Source organism: Mesorhizobium sp. M1A.F.Ca.IN.020.04.1.1, assembly GCF_003997315.1.
Classification (GTDB): Bacteria; Pseudomonadota; Alphaproteobacteria; order Rhizobiales; family Rhizobiaceae; genus Mesorhizobium.
Genome location: NZ_RZSN01000010.1, coordinates 1 through 15,551, shown reverse-complemented (window position 1 = coordinate 15,551; position 15,551 = coordinate 1). Strand labels below are relative to the sequence as shown.

The window sequence follows — 15,551 nt, the reverse complement described above, 5'->3', positions numbered from 1 at the left end:
TCGGTATTTTTGAGAAGGATGACGGCTACGTCTTCAGTGAGACTGTCCGAGTGACTGAGAACGGCGCGAAGTCGCTAAGCAATATGTCACGCGATTTGTTGGTAAATTGCTGACTTTAAGCATAGCGGCCGGCAAGGTTGTCGTTGACTTCGGATTCCGAAAGGATTCCTGATGGCCAGGACGGATTTTCGACACAGAACGTACGTGCACAGGGCTCCGCAGGCGGATACCACCAAGGGCTGGTCTTTGTCTTCTGACGAGTGGATTTCCTTTTATGAGGGGTTTGGAATTCCCAGCCACTCTTCTGATTCCCAGCCACTCTTCTGAGAAGAGATGAAGGTGAGCATCTTGAAGGGACCGATATTGTCACTGGGTGGACCTAATGCGTTCCGGTCCGCACGCGCGACAGTGGCAATGTGATTGTGGCGATCAAGCAGGCCCACTCGTTCTTTCCAGACGCGCACTGCCCTGACGACACCCTATGCCGCCGGTCTGCACGCTTCGGAGACGTAGGACCGAAGGTCGGCGACATTCACAGCGGACGTGGCGTGATCCGGGTCGAGCACGGCAAGGGCTGCAAGGACCGCATGGTTATGCTCTCGGCGCAGCTTCTGCACATCCTGCGGGTCGACTGGTGACTAAGGAAACCGCAGGGCTGGCTGTTTCCGGACGGGATGCAAATCGCCCGCATCGACGTTCAGGTATTGTACTCGGCCGGCCGCTCGGCGCGTGCGGCCGCCGAACAATTCCTGTCGCAACCGCCATGCCCCAAGGCCCAAGGAAAGTCCTGCCGGGAATGACTCGCCGCGCGGCAGGACCAGCTTCTGCCGATCCTACTCCCACGTGGTGTTTATGCTGCCGGCCGAGATCGCCGCAATCGCCTTCCAGAACAAGGCGGCGATGTACACGATCCTGTCCAAGGCGGCCGCCGAGACGGATTCATCGTCAGTTTATGACGGCGGCAGCGAGATCGTCATTGGCAATGTCGCAAACTTACACAGGGTGGACCTACACCTCTTGCTGAGAGATCCTTTAGAATCGGGTTGTCCAACATCTGCTAGCGCCCGTTGAGGATTCCCAGTCGTATGATGTATCAGGATCTCGTGCGTGGATCACTGTTGCAGGGCATCATAAAATCCGCGCACGCCGTTCCCAATAAATGGTTCGGGCAGGAAGCCCGGTTTTTTGCACAGGGCTTCCGGGCGCCAGTCCGAGTCGGGCAGCCGCCGTCCATCTGGAAACGCGATAGCGCCACCCGGGAGATTATATTGGCGATCTGTATGCCATAAGGCGCATACTTTGCGAGCAGCGGATCGTACTGCATCCGTTCGTCGATACAGCCCGACAGGAATCGAGCAAAGCAAGTGCAGATCAAAGACGTCCTCCTTGCGCCTGGCAATGGTGCATTTTTCTATGACGACCAAGATGCGATCAGGGCCGGCGTCCCGCACGACGGTTTCATCTATGTGGGCCAACCTGTCACGATCGGCTTCAAAGCCATTCGTGTTCCAGCGTCTTCGCTTAGTGTCGGATTGGTCCTTACCGACGACACTGTTGTCTGGGGCGACATGATGAGCGTCCAGTACTCTGGTGCTGGCGGACGCGATCCGTTGTTCGATGTCGATCAAGTCTCGGATCTGACGTCTCAGATATCGACACGGCTTCTTGATGTTAATGCATTTCGCTATCTTGATGCCTGCGCGAAGGTCCTCCAGCCATTAACGCATAAGCGGCTACCTTTGGCTGTTGAGTATGGCGTCAGCCAGGCTCTCCTTCGTGCCGCAGCTTATCTCCACCGAAAGACGATGGCGGAGATCGTATGCGCGGAGTTTGGCCTGCCGCTGCCCACGCGCAGAATTCCAATTTACTGCCAGAGCGGCGACGCCCGCGAAATCAACGTAGACAAGATGATTTTGAAGGCGGTCGATGTGCTTCCTCACGGCTTGATCAACTCACGGGCGAAATTCGGAGCTGGCGGTCAGACCTTCATGGAGTTCGTGAGGTGGGTTGCGAGGCGTACGCGCGAGATCGGCCGCCCCGGGTATAATCCCGTGCTGCATTTCGATGTTTATGGCTGGATCGGCCAGGAAATCGGCTTGGAGCCGCAATGCATCGCCGACTTTATCTGTAAGGTTGTAGATACCGTCCCGGATTTCAGGCTCAACATCGAGTCCCCGGCGGATTTTGGTTCGACCCAAGCTCAAATTGAGAACTACGCCAAGATCGTATCGATTTTGGACAACCGGGGTTCCAGCGCGCGCCTTGTCGTGGATGAGAGATGTAATACGCTTGAGGATATTCGGCTCTTTGCCGAAGCCAAGGCTGCACATCTGGTCCAAATCAAGACGCCCGATGTCGGCTCAATTGCCGATACGGCGCGCGCAGTTCTCATCTGCAAGGAAAACAAGGTCGGAGCTTATGTCGGGGGAAGCTGTACCGAGACAGATCTCTCCGCCCAAGCTTCTGTCCACATATCGGTGGCAACTCAGGCCGACATGATGCTCGCAAAGCCCGGAATGGGTGTCGACGAGGCATTCTCAATAGTTGGGAACGAACAAAATCGGTTGCTGGCGATGCTGAACCGTCGTCGGACTCGAAACGAAATTGTTGGATGATTAGCGCGGTATGTCGGCAATGCAGAATAGCCTTGAGGGGATCACCGTCGTTGCCGTGGAGCAGGCTGTGGCCGCGCCTTATGCGTCATCTCGCCTTGCGGATGCCGGCGCCCGAGTGATCAAGATTGAACGGCCGGAAGGGGACTTTGCCCGAAGCTACGACAAGTTGGTTCGGGGGCAGAGCGCCTACTTCGTCTGGCTCAACCGGGGCAAGGAGTCGGTCTGTCTAGACCTGAGGTTGGAGGCGGACCGCGAGGTTCTCGACACGCTCATTGCCAGTGCAGACGTCTATATCCAGAATCTGAAACCGGGCAGCATTGAAAAACTGGGTTTCGCGTCTGCGGATCTCCGTCGACGTTTTCCGCGGCTGATCACCTGCGAGATCTCTGGATTCGGGAACACAGGGCCGTATTCCCATTTGAAGGCCTATGATCTCATCGTCCAGGCCGAAACAGGTCTATGCGCGATCACTGGCAACCAACAAGGGCCCGCGCGTGTAGGGGTCTCGGTTTGCGACATTTCGGCGGGCATGACAGCACATAGCGCCATTCTTCAGGCGCTGTATCACCGTGAGGTCACCGGTGAAGGCACCAGCATCCAGGTGTCACTGTTCGATGCGGTCGCTGACTGGATGAACGTGCCAGTTCTGCAAAACGACTATGGCGGCTACCATACCGTACGCGCCGGCGTGAAACACCCGTCCCTGGCGCCGTATGGCGCCTATAGTAGCGCCGACGGTACGGACGTCATCTTTTCGGTTCAGAATGACCGGGAATGGGTAAGTTTCTGCGAGAAATTCCTGAAGCAGCCGGAGCTTACACGCGCGCCCGGTTTTGCCGACAATATGGAGCGTCTCGGTAATCGTGCGCAGCTCGACGAGATCATTAAACGGCGGTTTTCCGAACTGTCCTGCCACGAAGCAATGCAGGAGCTCGAGGCGGCCGGTTTGGCATTTGGCCGATTGAACGAAGTGTCGGATGTTTCGAAGCATTCGCACCTTCGCAGGGTCGAGGTCGCCACACCCGAAGGAATTGTCGAGACGATAGCGCCTGCGGCTATCTTCAACTCCGAGCACCCGTCGCTGCGCCCGGTTCCGGCTCTTGGCGCTCACACCGAGGCTGTCCGCGAGGAGGTTTTGGGGCTTTTGCGAAAAAGAGCGGCGTCAGCGTGAGCGCGCGTTTCGGTAACGTGAGTGCGCTCGCGATTTCCAAAGAACCTGTCTACCTTGGATCATCTCAAGGCGTCGGCCATCCAGCAAACTCATTGCCACCGCCCTCGGGAGGATCGGCCGCAGGGGCTACTCCATGATCAAGCACACTTTTGCGGCCGTTTAAAGCGCGATGGCTTTACCACGCTGGAGATCCCTGCTCTTCGTTCCCGCTCACGTTAAGCGCTTTGTGAAGACGGCCAATGAGCGGGGTGCAGATGGCGTCATTCTCGACTTGGAGGATTCTGTTCCCCAGGACCAGAAGGGCGAGGCACGGAAGCAGCTTTCTGAATCTGTGGCAAAGGTGGCGCGTGCGGGCGCATCTGTTTTGGTCCGCGTGAATCATGGCCTACGCGCCTTGGCGGCCGATCTCGATGCAGCCGTGATGGCGGGTGTTGACGCACTCGTTCTTCCAAAGACGGATTCCGCAGAGTGGGTAACAGAGATCGCGAATGCGGTTTCGGAACTTGAACGGGAAAGAAATCTTCCGCCGGGAGGCATCCGGTTCCTTGCCCAGATCGAGACCCCAGGCGCCTTGCAAAGACTCGCGGCCATTGCGTCGGCGCATCCAAGGATGGTCGCAATGGCGCTTGGTCCTGAAGACTTCAGTGCCGCTGTTGGCGGCGGCCCGGAATTTGATCTGCTCCTGGCCCCGAGCCTTGCCGTGCTGTTCGCTGCCCGTGCGGCCGGATTGCTCCCTTTGGGCTTTGTTGGAAGCATTGGCGAGTTCTCGGACACCTATAAACTTCGTGAAGCCGCAGCGCATGCGCGGCGGCTTGGCTTTGCCGGAGCTTTGGCGATCCATCCGGCACAAGTGGCCATATTCAATGAAGCCTTCTCGCCGAGCGCACAGGAGCTCGAGTGGGCCCGTCGTGTTCTCGCGGCGCAAAAAGATGCGGCAGGGCAGGGCCGAGGCGCTTTCGCCTTCGAGGGAAAGATGGTCGATCAACCGGTGATCCGAAGGGCCCAAGAAATTACCGCCGCGGGTCCGGACACCGACTTGGGCGTTTGAGTCTTCTGCGGCTGATTTAGAGTAGACTGGGTGCGTCGTGGCACAATTATTGCTGTCGCGCCATCGCATTTCGAGATAGATTACATAAATTGGAGTTCGCCCTCGGAAGAGTACCGTGGAAATCAGGCAATTAAGATACTTCGTCGGCGTGGTCGAAGCAGGCAGTTTCACGAAAGCTGCGGGCTTCCTTAATGTCGCCCAGAGTGCGCTGAGTCTGCATGTGCGTCAGTTGGAGGAAGGCTTCGGCACTCAGCTTCTTATACGCGATAGAACCGGGGTAAGCGTCACGGCGTCAGGAGCCAAACTGCTCGAGCGGGCGCGGTCGATTCTCAAAGAAATTCGACTTACCGAGGTGGAATTGACCAACACAGCCGCTTCCCCTGCCGGGGAGGTGACTATTGGCATTCCGTCTGGAGCTGCTCGCGTCCTGAGCGGTCCGCTGCTTGAGGCGGTGAGAAACGAACTGCCCAAGGTTTCCCTCAAGATGGTCGAGGGCATGACGGGACCGTTGGAGGAGTGGATGGCCGCTGGACGCTTCAATCTGGCGGTTCTGTACCGCACCGCAGACAGTGTGGGGCGAATGACGGTGCTAGCGCGCGAAGATCTTTGTCTGGTGGTTCCGTCCGGCGAGCCACCGTTTGAAGATGCGATATCTCTGGCCGACCTGCATGCATTCCCCCTGGCGGTTCCCATGCGCAACAACAATGTCAGGCGTTCGGTGGCTGATGTCGTCGCACAACACGGTTGCGCGCTGGACGTCAAGTTTGAAGTGGACTCCCTCTCAACGATCATCAGCATGGTCGTAGAGGGAAAAGCGCATTCTATTCTCGCCCCGTCTGCGGTTCAGAAAGAAGCCTCCCAAGGGCTGGTCCGGACTGTCAAGATCGTCGATCCGGTGATTACCCGCTCCGTGGTGCTTGCTGTAAATCCGAAAGATGAGCGTTCTGCGGCCGTTTCTGCGGTCCGCAAGCTCATTCCGAAGGTCGCCAGAGAATTGATTGAAATCCGGGACTGGGCAGCGGTGGCGCCTGAGGCGACCTGACAACCTAACCTGTAAAGATGGCATAATCTTTTGCGGCCATCAGGACCAGACCGATCTGGATTCCAGATGGATTTCGGCGATATTCGATATTTGACCCGCCGCGACCATCGCGATGAAACTGGCTCAAGCGAGTTCAGCAGTCTCGATATCGAAACTGCGCTCGTATGGCAAGAATTCAGTCAAGTGGAGCCCGCGATGTCCGACGCTAAGAGTTACGAGCTCTTCATTAACGGCAAATGGCGAGCCGGTGGTAGCCGAGCCACTTTGCCGGTGATCAACCCGGCGACGGAGGAGGTATTTGCCTCAGTGGCCTCGGCTACGGTTTCAGACTTGGATGAAGCTCTTGCTTCGGCAGAACGCAGCCGCAGGGCGTGGTCCTCACGACCCGCCAAAGAGCGTGGCGAGATCCTCGTCTCTGCCGCCAGCATTCTGGCAGAGAAAGCTGGCGCCGCAGCCAGGGACCTGTCGTCCGAACAGGGAAAGACGATTGCCGAAGCGACAGGAGAATACGCGCGCGCAGTCGAAACGCTGGAATGGAATGGCCGGCATGCCGATGAGTTGTCGGCCCCGATTCCGTTGGGCTCGAACAGGATGATAGCCCCCGAGCCGCTCGGTGTCGTCGCTGCATTTACGCCATGGAACTATCCGGCCGTTCTTATCGCCCGCAAGCTCGCCCCCGCGCTGGCGGCAGGCTGCCCGGTGATCCTCAAAGGGGCCGAGGAGACGCCAAGCGTGGCTGTCCATATCGTGGAATCTTTGCGTCAAGCAGGGATACCGGAAGGCGTGGTCAACCTGGTGTTCGGTGTTCCTGTGCATATATCGCGGCATCTGCTCAGTTCGCCAATTGTGAAAGTCTTGACGTTCACGGGGTCGACCGCTGTTGGAAAACAGCTGGCCACGCTGGCCGCGAATAATTTGCAGCGCTGCATCCTTGAGCTGGGTGGACATTCCCCGGTTATTGTGTGCGAAGATGCGGATCTGGCAAAGGCGATACCGGCTATTTCGGAATACAAATTCGAGTGCGCGGGCCAGAGTTGTAATGCGCCCAGCAGGATTCTTGTCGCCCGATCCCGCTATGAGGAATTCCTGTTCCGGATGACGGAGGCGGTCCGAAAAATCAGGATCGGACCACCGGATGACCCTGCAACGCAAATGGGGCCAATGGCAAACGCGCGGCGAATAGAGGCCATGCAGCGCCTGACCAAGGATGCGGTAGAAGGCGGCGCCCGCATCGAGATCGGTGGTATCCCCCTTGACCGACCGGGGTTTTACTGGCCGCCAACCATCCTGACGGGCGTACCGAAGGAAGCGAGAGTGCTTCATGAAGAGCCGTTCGGACCGATCCTCACTGTGGCGCCTTTCGATACGATCGAAGAGGCGATCGATGAAGCCAACGCCACGGAGTACGGTCTGGCCGCCTACTTGTTTACTGGCGCGGCCGATACGCAACAGAAGCTTGTCAGCGGTCTTTCTGCGGGCGCTGTTAGTGTGAATTACCTGAAAGGGGTTTCCGCGGATGCCCCTTATGGAGGCGTCAAGCAAAGTGGCTATGGATATGAAGGCGGCGAGCAGGGGGTGCGAAGCTTCCAGATTCTGAAAATGGTCAATGGCCTCGGTTCATTTGGATAAAATCCGGTGGGAAACAGAACACGGACCATCGCCGGTAGCGACATCACAAGGAGCGTCGCCGACGCCCTTCAGTACATCTCGTACTATCATCCTCCAGATTATATCCGGTCTCTTTCTCACGCATACACGCGAGAACAGAGCCCGTCGGCGAAGAATGCCATAGGTCAGATTCTGCTGAACTCCCGCATGGCGGCCTTTGGGCGGCGCCCGATTTGTCAGGACACCGGACTTGTGGTTGTCTTCGCAAAGGTCGGCATGGATGCCCGTATTAAGTCAACGGCCAGTTTCGCTGATCTTGTGAATGAGGGCGTACGTCGAGCCTATCTCGATCCGGACAATCCCCTTCGGGCATCGATCGTTGCGGATCCCCTCGCTAGACGGGTCAACACCCGCGACAACACGCCGGCAGTTATCCATGTCGACCTGGTGCAAGGTAACCAGATTGAGATCACCATCGCCGCAAAAGGCGGCGGGTCGGAGAACAAGGCACGTTTTACCACCCTCAATCCCAGCGCCTCCGTTTCCGACTGGGTGGTCAATACCGTTTCGACCCTTGGCAGCGGGTGGTGTCCACCTGGACTGATCTCTGTCGGCATCGGTGGTAGCGCTGAAAAGGCGATGCTGCTGGCCAAGGAGGCCATGAACGAGCCCATCGATATGGCGGAACTGATCGCAATGGGGGCGTCAAGCGCAGAGGAGGGGCTGCGGATTGAGCTTTATGAGCGGATCAACGCGCTTGGTATCGGCGCCCAAGGCCTTGGTGGTCTAACGACAGTCGTTGACGTCAAGGTTGCGACCTATCCTACTCATGCGGCGTCCAAGCCTGTGGCGCTCATCCCGCAATGCGCCGCCAACCGGCACCTGAAGTTTACTTTGGACGGCTCTGGACCCATCAGCCTCCAGCCGCCCGATTTGCGCGAATGGCCCGACATCGGAGCCGACGAATTGAACCCAGCCGGCGTCCGGCGGGTCAATTTAGATACGCTGACGAAGGAAGAGACGGCATCGTGGCGCTGCGGTGAAACGCTCCTGCTGTCTGGAAAGATACTGACGGGCCGTGACGCTGCCCACCAACGAATGATCGAGCTGCTCGATGCCGGCAAGCCGCTTCCGGTCAACCTGCGGGGACGCGTGATCTACTACGTCGGCCCCGTCCGGGCAGTGAGGAATGAGGTCGTTGGACCCGCTGGTCCAACAACCTCCAGCCGCTTGGACGATTTTACGGACAAGGTGCTCGCCGAAACCGGCCTTTTCGCGATGGTCGGCAAAGCGGAAAGGGGACCGGCGGCCATCGAGTCGATTGTAAGACACAAAACGCCCTATCTTGCTGCAGTGGGTGGCGCTGCGTACCTGATTTCAAAATCGATTAAGAAGGCGCGGATCGTTGCCTTTGAAGACCTGGGCATGGAAGCCATCTATGAATTCGATGTGCAGGACATGCCTGTTATCATGGCCGTCGATGTTGAGGGAAACTCCATTCACAATTCCGGGCCTCTTGAGTGGCGTAAGCGTATGGCGGCCGACAGCATCGCACGAAACATTGGCATTTGAGCCTTCCCGGCCAGCTCGGTCGGCAGGATCGATTCCATTTCGAAAACGGCTTGAGAGCAGAAGGTGTCATGAAGGCAAAACCCAATCCTGTGCGCCTGGACGCCTGGGATATCCGGATTCTTTCAGCAATTCAGTCGGACGGTAGGATTTCAAAAACCGAGCTTGCGAAGCGCGTTCATCTATCGGCCTCGGCCTGCTCGGATCGGCTCCGTGCACTCGAAGCTGCAGGGATTATTGAGGGATTCTACGCTCGGCTGAGTCCAGCCCTCATTGGTGGCATGATCTTTGTAATGGTGGAGGTCGTGCTGGACCGTCATCGCCTCGAGGACCAAAGACACTTCGAGGTTGCGATCCAAGAATTTCCGGAAATCTTGGATTGCTGGGCAATCGGGGGAAGGATCGATTATCTGATGCGCGTCGCGTCACTTTCCATGGCTGCTTATCAGGACTTCATGGAGGGGTTGCTGCGGGCAGGCTTGGGGATCGATCAATACTACAGTCTTGTGGTGACCAAACCTGTGAAAGCCAACGCGCCGATCCCCCTATCTGCATTAAGGCAACGGTAAACTCCCAAGCCTTGATTTCCACGGGATTGACTCTCCATTCCGCGAATTCCGCGGCGGAACACGCGCATTCCCGTGAAACCCAAAGGAACGCTTCCCCTATAAGAGGCGGCCGGTCGAGCGTCCTCTCAATCAACGGGAGAAGGGGGATTGCCAGAGCTATCTTGAAACCACGCAACTGCGAGAGAAGGATCGAAGCTTATGGCTGCGAAAGAGAAGTTCAAGTTCAAAATCGAAAACGACAACTATGAATGGGACAACCGGTTCATAACCGGCCTCGAGGTGCGAGGCGTAGGTCCTGGCATACCAGATAGCATGGACCTTTATGTGAAACGGCCGGGCCAGCCCGGCCAGTTGGTTGGGCGCGATGACCGAATCGATTTGTTGCCACCGGGGATCGAAAAGTTCTACGCCCAAGATGCAAGTTCCGAAGCCGGAAATGAATAATGTCTCTGTTGTTCGATTCCGATTACGAGACACTCCACAAAGCCGGCGTCAATTTTGAAGAAGAAGAGAGCACCCGTTTTCTTATATTCAAAAGCTTTCCGCTGCCGGAAGGAATTTATCAGGGGGGTGGTAAACCAGCAGACGTGGTCGATGTCTTGTATGTTATTCCGGAGAATTACAATAGCTCGGGTGGCGACATGTTCTGGGTTCACCCACGCCTCCATCGGGCTGACGGCAAGCCAATACCAAATACTGGCGGGCCTGGTCCCAATGAGGATTCGCGTATGCACAAGGGGACAGTGTTTTGCCGGTGGTCCAGACACTGGTATAAAAATCCCTGGAAGCCAAAGGTCGACGACGTCCAGACTATCATGGACCGGATCTCGTGGGCGTTTAAGTACCCTGACGCGAGGCGCTCATGAACGGACATCGCATTTCGATTGTCGGTTCTCTCGATGATAGGCTCAAGAGCTGGTTGACCGGGCACCCTGACGGCGACGAGCGCGGCGCGCTCGTCCTCTTCCGCAAAATTGAGAGAGCTGTACTGGGTCTGCCGCCGTCAGCGCGTTTTGTGGCTGTTGACGTGATTGAGATGGATGGCGACTGGGTGCTGGACAGCTCCCCGGTGCACTTGCGCATTAATCTCCGCAAGTTCCAGGATATCTACTTTCGTTGCGAGCAGGAGCGGCTCGAGCTGGGGTTTGCCCATAGTCACCCAAGGGGCGTTCTGGATTTCTCGACGAAGGATGATCAGAACGAACAAAGCATTCTGAGGGGATACGCTGGCTGCAATGGCCCTGAGGTATCACTTGTTGCTATGATTTTGGCCGATGGACATTGGCGTGCGAGAGTTCGGCCGGGTGCGGCCCCTAACCGCGCGACTGACGTCCGGCATGTCTGTGTGCTCGGGATGGAACTGGCAGTTCACATCAGCAACAGGGTCGATGCTGCACCATCGGAAGTGCTAAGGCGCCAAGAAGCTGCCTTTGGCGAACCATTCAACGAGAAGCTCAGATCGTTGCGCGTAGCAATCGTCGGAGGAGGCGGAACAGGGTCTTCAGTCGCCACACTCATCGCTCGCGCGGGTGTAGGCGAACTCGTCATTGTCGATGGCGATTTGCTCGAAGATAGCAATCTCAACCGCGTCCGCGGATATCGCCGTTGCGATGTAGGCGAGAGCAAAGCTGCCACATTAGCCCGATACATCGGAGATCTGGGCCTGATGGTGACTGTCGTTGCCATTGAGGCGTATGTGAACGAGTCTCCAGAAGCGGTCGATGCGATTTCCAGCGCCGACCTGGTGTTCGGCTGTACTGACGATGTCGCTGGAAGGGAAGTTCTCAATCAAGCCGTGTACTATTACTGCCAAGGGCTTATCGACTGCGGGCTCACCGGCAAGATTGGTCTCGACCAGGACCGTCAGCCGTACCTACGTGATCATAGAGGCCGGGTTAGCACAGTTCTTCCCGAATCTGGTGGGTGCCTAAGATGCCAAGGCGTCGTCACTGAGGAAAAGCTCAGCTACGAGAGTGCACTGAAGGCGCGCCCGAAGCTGGCGGAGTTGGATCCAGAGACGCTCCGGGAAGAGTATTATCTGGTCGGGGGCGGGGAGCGGGCGCCCGGAGTAGGTTCCTTCACCAGTGCGACTGCCGACGTGGCGGTAGCGACATTATTTGATCTGGTGCGGCCCTTTCGGCGGCTTCCGAGCGACATTCGCCGCGACAATATATGGTACGACTTCGTGCACATGGTGATTTACAGCAATATGCCAAAGGACAACGCTGATTGTTTTTGCTGCGGTCCACATGGTTTATTGCTCGCGCCAGAGAATGGCTATCGGCTCAGCATGCCGTCACTAGGCAAGCTGTATTGATTCGCATGTGGTTCTGGCTGCTAAGACTCCTGCGGTGGCTAGAGGAAGTCATTCTCGGTCGACGCAGTCCAAAAACACCGGCGGACCGAAATCCTTCTAAGGTATCACCCGCGGACATATTTTTCGCTCGCACCTATGTGGTAGAAAAGAGCCCTTCGAATGACACGGTTCGGCCGGGACAGTTCATCAGCGTCGTGCACAAGGGCCGACCATACTGGGCACTCTTTAGGTGTCCCTGTGGGTGTGGCGATGTGGTTTCGTTGCCAACGCACGCGCCACATGACCCCAGGTGGCGCATTGAGGTGAGCCTGGAGGGCCGGCCAACGTTGCATCCCTCTGTTTGGAGAACCAAGGGATGCCTAAGCCATTTCTGGCTCAGCGACGGAAGAGTCTACTGGTGTGAAGACACAGGTGTCGAGCCTTGCCGAGCCCGACCAGACTTATATGCAAGAAAACTCTAGAGCAGGACCTGGAGCCGACGACGCGTTTGCGTGTGACGAGGGCCAGTGCGGGTGATGGGATGCAATCCACTTTGATTAGGGGATGATGGCAAGAGCGAGTCTTGGATGGTGCTCTTGTGGGCTCCGGCTGACGCATGTGAGTACGGCAACACGTTAGACTTCCCATTCGTGTTCGCAGGGCGAATATCCGCGCGTAGACGCCGCGTCAGCCCAACTTTCTATGCGCTAAGGCTGCATCGTCGGGCTTCGGTAATGCGTGCAGCATAAAACATCACGCTGGGCGAGACGGTTGGAGCGGCATAGACCGAGCGGTCGATTGAGCCCGGACTTCTGGGCGAGTGGCCGCTTACGCATGGCAGTAGATGCAAAAGTCTCGTTGTGATTACGGTGACGCATTCCTCACCTATCTCGAGCAGGTTCTGTGGTTACCTTGTATCAGGAGGACGGCCTGGTGTCCGCTCGTTGGGCAAAAGTACGCTCCCAAGCCTGATTTCCACGGCATCTGATCCCGATTCCGCGAATTCATCGGCCAAAACGTGCTTTCCCGCGAAATTTGAGAGGTGTTTCCGGTATACTGCTTGCTAATGAGCTGGCCGGCCTAGTGCCCCTGCCATTGTATCGCGAGGAGAGGGACATGCGCTTGAGCAATCTGGGAACAGAGCAACTCCGGGAGAAGGATAGAAGCTTCGTCTTCCATCCTTCTACGCATCTGGCCAAGCACAGCCGAGGCGAAACGCCAAATAGGATTATGGCCGGTGCGGACGGCGTCTATATCTGGGACACCGAAGGCCGAAGGAGCCTCGACGGTTTCGGAGGGCTCTACTGCGTCAACATGGGATATGGATGCACGGAGATCGCCGAGGCCATTGCTAGGCAAGCACACGAATTGCCGTTCGCGCACGTCTATGCCGGCCAAGGTACGGAGCCGGTCGCCCTGTTGGCAGAGGCCGTGGTCGAGTATTTCGGTCAGAACATGCGAAGGGTCTATTTCGGCCTCTCCGGTTCCGATGCTAACGAAACCAACATCAAGCTGGTCTGGTACTATAATAACATTCTTGGCCGGCCCGAAAAGAAAAAGATCATCTCGCGAAATCGCGGCTATCACGGGTCTGGATTGGTCACGGGTAGCCTAACTGGCCTTCCCTTCTTTCACAACTTCTTCGACCTGCCTCTGGATTTGGTGCGCCATACAACCACGCCGCACTATTACCGCCAGGCGCGTATCGAGGAGAGCGAGGAAGCGTTCTCCCAGCGCTGTGCCGATGAGCTTGAAGCCTTGATCCTGGCCGAAGGACCGGAAACGGTTGCAGCTTTTATCGGAGAGCCGGTACTTGGGACAGGAGGTATTGTGCCGCCCCCCACAGGGTACTGGACGTCCATTCAAGCGGTGCTCGACAAATACGATATCCTTCTAATCGCCGATGAAGTGGTCTGCGGCTTCGCGCGAACCGGCGAGAAGTTCGGTTCCCACCTGTATAACATGCGTCCGGATTTCGTGACCATCGCAAAGGGTTTGAGTTCCGCCTACCTCCCCATCTCCGGGTCAATCATTGGCGACCGCGTCTGGTCGGTTTTGGAACAAGGAACTGAGAAGCACGGCGCACTCGGCCACGGCTGGACATATTCGGGGCACACGCTTTGTGCCGCAGCCGCGCTCGCCAATATTCGACTGCTTAAAGAAAAAAATATTTTGGAGCATGTCCGCGATGTTGGACCGTATTGGCAAGACCGGATGAAGGCCGAGCTGGCGGGACATCCCATCGTTGGTGAAGTTCGCGGAGTGGGTATCCTGTCGGCCGTAGAGATGATGCGGGACCCAAAACAAAGGATACCATTCGAACCCGACCTTCAGGTCGGGGTGCGCACTGCAGCTGCTCTGTTTGAGAATGGTGTCATCGGACGGGCCATGCCGCATGGCGACATCCTCGGTTATGCACCCCCCCTGATCATTACCCGAAAAGAGATCGACATCATTGTCGACGCGACGGTAAAGTCGGTCGATACCACCTATCGCGCGCTGAAGGCCGAGGGTGCCGTATGATTTTGCGATCGCGAAGGAGTGAATCCGGAGGCAGGCATGTCCCTGCGCGCTACTGCGCCGAGCAGACCCAAAACTGTTGAATTCCAGATATCTGATCTTGAGCATGCTCCGGACTATTTCAGTCACGATTTGCAACCGAATCAGTTCTGCCGCCGCTGTCCTGTCGCCCAACAACCAGGACCTCTGTGCGGCGCGCCCTGCGGGTGTACCTCCCCGCCGGCAGGGCGCCCTTTTTGACCCACGTAATCAGAATCATTATGGCCCGTCCGGAATCGAGGGTCTGGTAAGGGTCATCGGCACGTTCCGATGCATATTGAGCTTAGACGCGCCTTTACATCATTGCAGCGGGCCACGGTCGCCGGTTCCAAAGTGCGGCAACGCCGAAGATGTTTTCCTTCACATCACAAAGAGCAGAATAATCATTGCGGTGAATTTTACCACGTCAGGTATATAAAGGGACGATACTCACACGCCATCCCGTTCACAAGGAAAAGGCATTTTTAACATTGTTGAGACGATTTGCCTATCAAAGAAAAGAAAGCATCGCAACACTTCGTTCCGGATCACGGCGCCCCGGGTGGGGGATGAGCGGCTATCCGAATTGTTATGCTCGTGCCGACCCAAATTCCTGCAAAGGCTGGGTCAATGAAGGCTTTTGGTCAGCGCAGGATGATTTCTCCTGATTTGGACGGTGCAGGGGCGGTCATGATTTAATGCATGGAGATTCTCTGATTGAGCTGTTGAAAGATCATGAGGCGTCTGCCAGACGCCCATCGGGTGAGCCCAGCATGATTGGGATGACCGACGAAGATCGAAAGGGTGGCAGCATTCTGGAGCCTGGTCAGCCCAGCGACGCCCGCGAAGTCAATCGCGTTTGTCGGGACATACACGACGCAGCCGGAAGGCGTGCAGAAACAGGAAGAATCGAGCGCGACGATGACGAGGGACATGCCACTTGTTTTCGAGACATTCCTTGAAAGACTGTAAGCGATGTCCCGACGGCACCTTTCGGTGATCGGCGTGAAGGACGATGTTCGGAGCCTTTGAGGGCTTCGACACATGACGATTTCAGAGCTTACGCTTAAATCCAGCGATCACGAGCCCGCGCGC

12 protein-coding genes and 2 pseudogenes are annotated in these 15,551 nt (G+C 56.9%); all 14 read left to right on the top strand.

Annotation, left to right across the window (positions count from 1 at the left end; genetic code table 11):
- Positions 1 to 447 precede the first annotated feature (447 nt).
- Positions 448 to 740 (top strand): annotated as a pseudogene (locus EOA49_RS04165) (tyrosine-type recombinase/integrase); the annotation flags it as partial.
- A 1-nt stretch (position 741) separates the two neighbouring features.
- Positions 742 to 936 (top strand): annotated as a pseudogene (locus EOA49_RS33315) (transposase zinc-binding domain-containing protein); the annotation flags it as partial.
- 428 nt (positions 937 to 1,364) lie between these two features.
- Entirely contained in the window at positions 1,365 to 2,615 is a 1,251-nt protein-coding gene (locus tag EOA49_RS04155) for a methylaspartate ammonia-lyase (protein ID WP_127239346.1), read from the top strand.
- Positions 2,616 to 2,634: 19 nt separating this feature from the next.
- Complete coding sequence (locus EOA49_RS04150; protein WP_127239345.1) at positions 2,635 to 3,786, top strand: CaiB/BaiF CoA-transferase family protein; 1,152 nt, start codon at positions 2,635 to 2,637, stop codon at positions 3,784 to 3,786.
- Between the two features lie 169 nt (positions 3,787 to 3,955).
- Positions 3,956 to 4,834, top strand: a complete 879-nt coding sequence (locus EOA49_RS04145; RefSeq protein WP_127239344.1) for a CoA ester lyase — start codon at positions 3,956 to 3,958, stop codon at positions 4,832 to 4,834.
- A gap of 115 nt (positions 4,835 to 4,949) precedes the next feature.
- On the top strand, positions 4,950 to 5,876 hold the full coding sequence (locus EOA49_RS04140; RefSeq protein ID WP_127239343.1) for a LysR family transcriptional regulator: 927 nt from the start codon (positions 4,950 to 4,952) through the stop codon (positions 5,874 to 5,876).
- Positions 5,877 to 6,071: 195 nt separating this feature from the next.
- Positions 6,072 to 7,505, top strand: a complete 1,434-nt coding sequence (locus tag EOA49_RS04135; protein ID WP_127241410.1) for an NAD-dependent succinate-semialdehyde dehydrogenase — start codon at positions 6,072 to 6,074, stop codon at positions 7,503 to 7,505.
- Between the two features lie 6 nt (positions 7,506 to 7,511).
- Positions 7,512 to 9,056, top strand: coding sequence for a fumarate hydratase (locus EOA49_RS04130; protein ID WP_127241406.1), 1,545 nt, complete (start codon positions 7,512 to 7,514; stop codon positions 9,054 to 9,056).
- Positions 9,057 to 9,124: 68 nt separating this feature from the next.
- Entirely contained in the window at positions 9,125 to 9,622 is a 498-nt protein-coding gene (locus tag EOA49_RS04125) for an Lrp/AsnC family transcriptional regulator (protein WP_127215251.1), read from the top strand.
- A gap of 198 nt (positions 9,623 to 9,820) precedes the next feature.
- Positions 9,821 to 10,066 carry a multiubiquitin domain-containing protein gene (locus EOA49_RS04120; protein WP_127241407.1) on the top strand — a complete coding sequence of 82 codons (246 nt, stop codon included), beginning with the start codon at positions 9,821 to 9,823 and terminating at the stop codon, positions 10,064 to 10,066.
- Positions 10,066 to 10,488, top strand: a complete 423-nt coding sequence (locus EOA49_RS04115; RefSeq protein WP_127215249.1) for an E2/UBC family protein — start codon at positions 10,066 to 10,068, stop codon at positions 10,486 to 10,488. The genes EOA49_RS04120 and EOA49_RS04115 overlap by 1 nt, the downstream gene beginning before the upstream one ends.
- On the top strand, positions 10,485 to 11,939 hold the full coding sequence (locus tag EOA49_RS04110) for a ThiF family adenylyltransferase (protein WP_127241408.1): 1,455 nt from the start codon (positions 10,485 to 10,487) through the stop codon (positions 11,937 to 11,939). The genes EOA49_RS04115 and EOA49_RS04110 overlap by 4 nt, the downstream gene beginning before the upstream one ends.
- A gap of 5 nt (positions 11,940 to 11,944) precedes the next feature.
- Positions 11,945 to 12,400, top strand: coding sequence for a DUF6527 family protein (locus EOA49_RS33310; RefSeq protein ID WP_245460521.1), 456 nt, complete (start codon positions 11,945 to 11,947; stop codon positions 12,398 to 12,400).
- Between the two features lie 634 nt (positions 12,401 to 13,034).
- A complete protein-coding gene (locus EOA49_RS04105) occupies positions 13,035 to 14,441 on the top strand; it encodes an aminotransferase (RefSeq protein WP_127241409.1) in 1,407 nt (468 codons plus the stop codon).
- Positions 14,442 to 15,551: the final 1,110 nt, after the last annotated feature.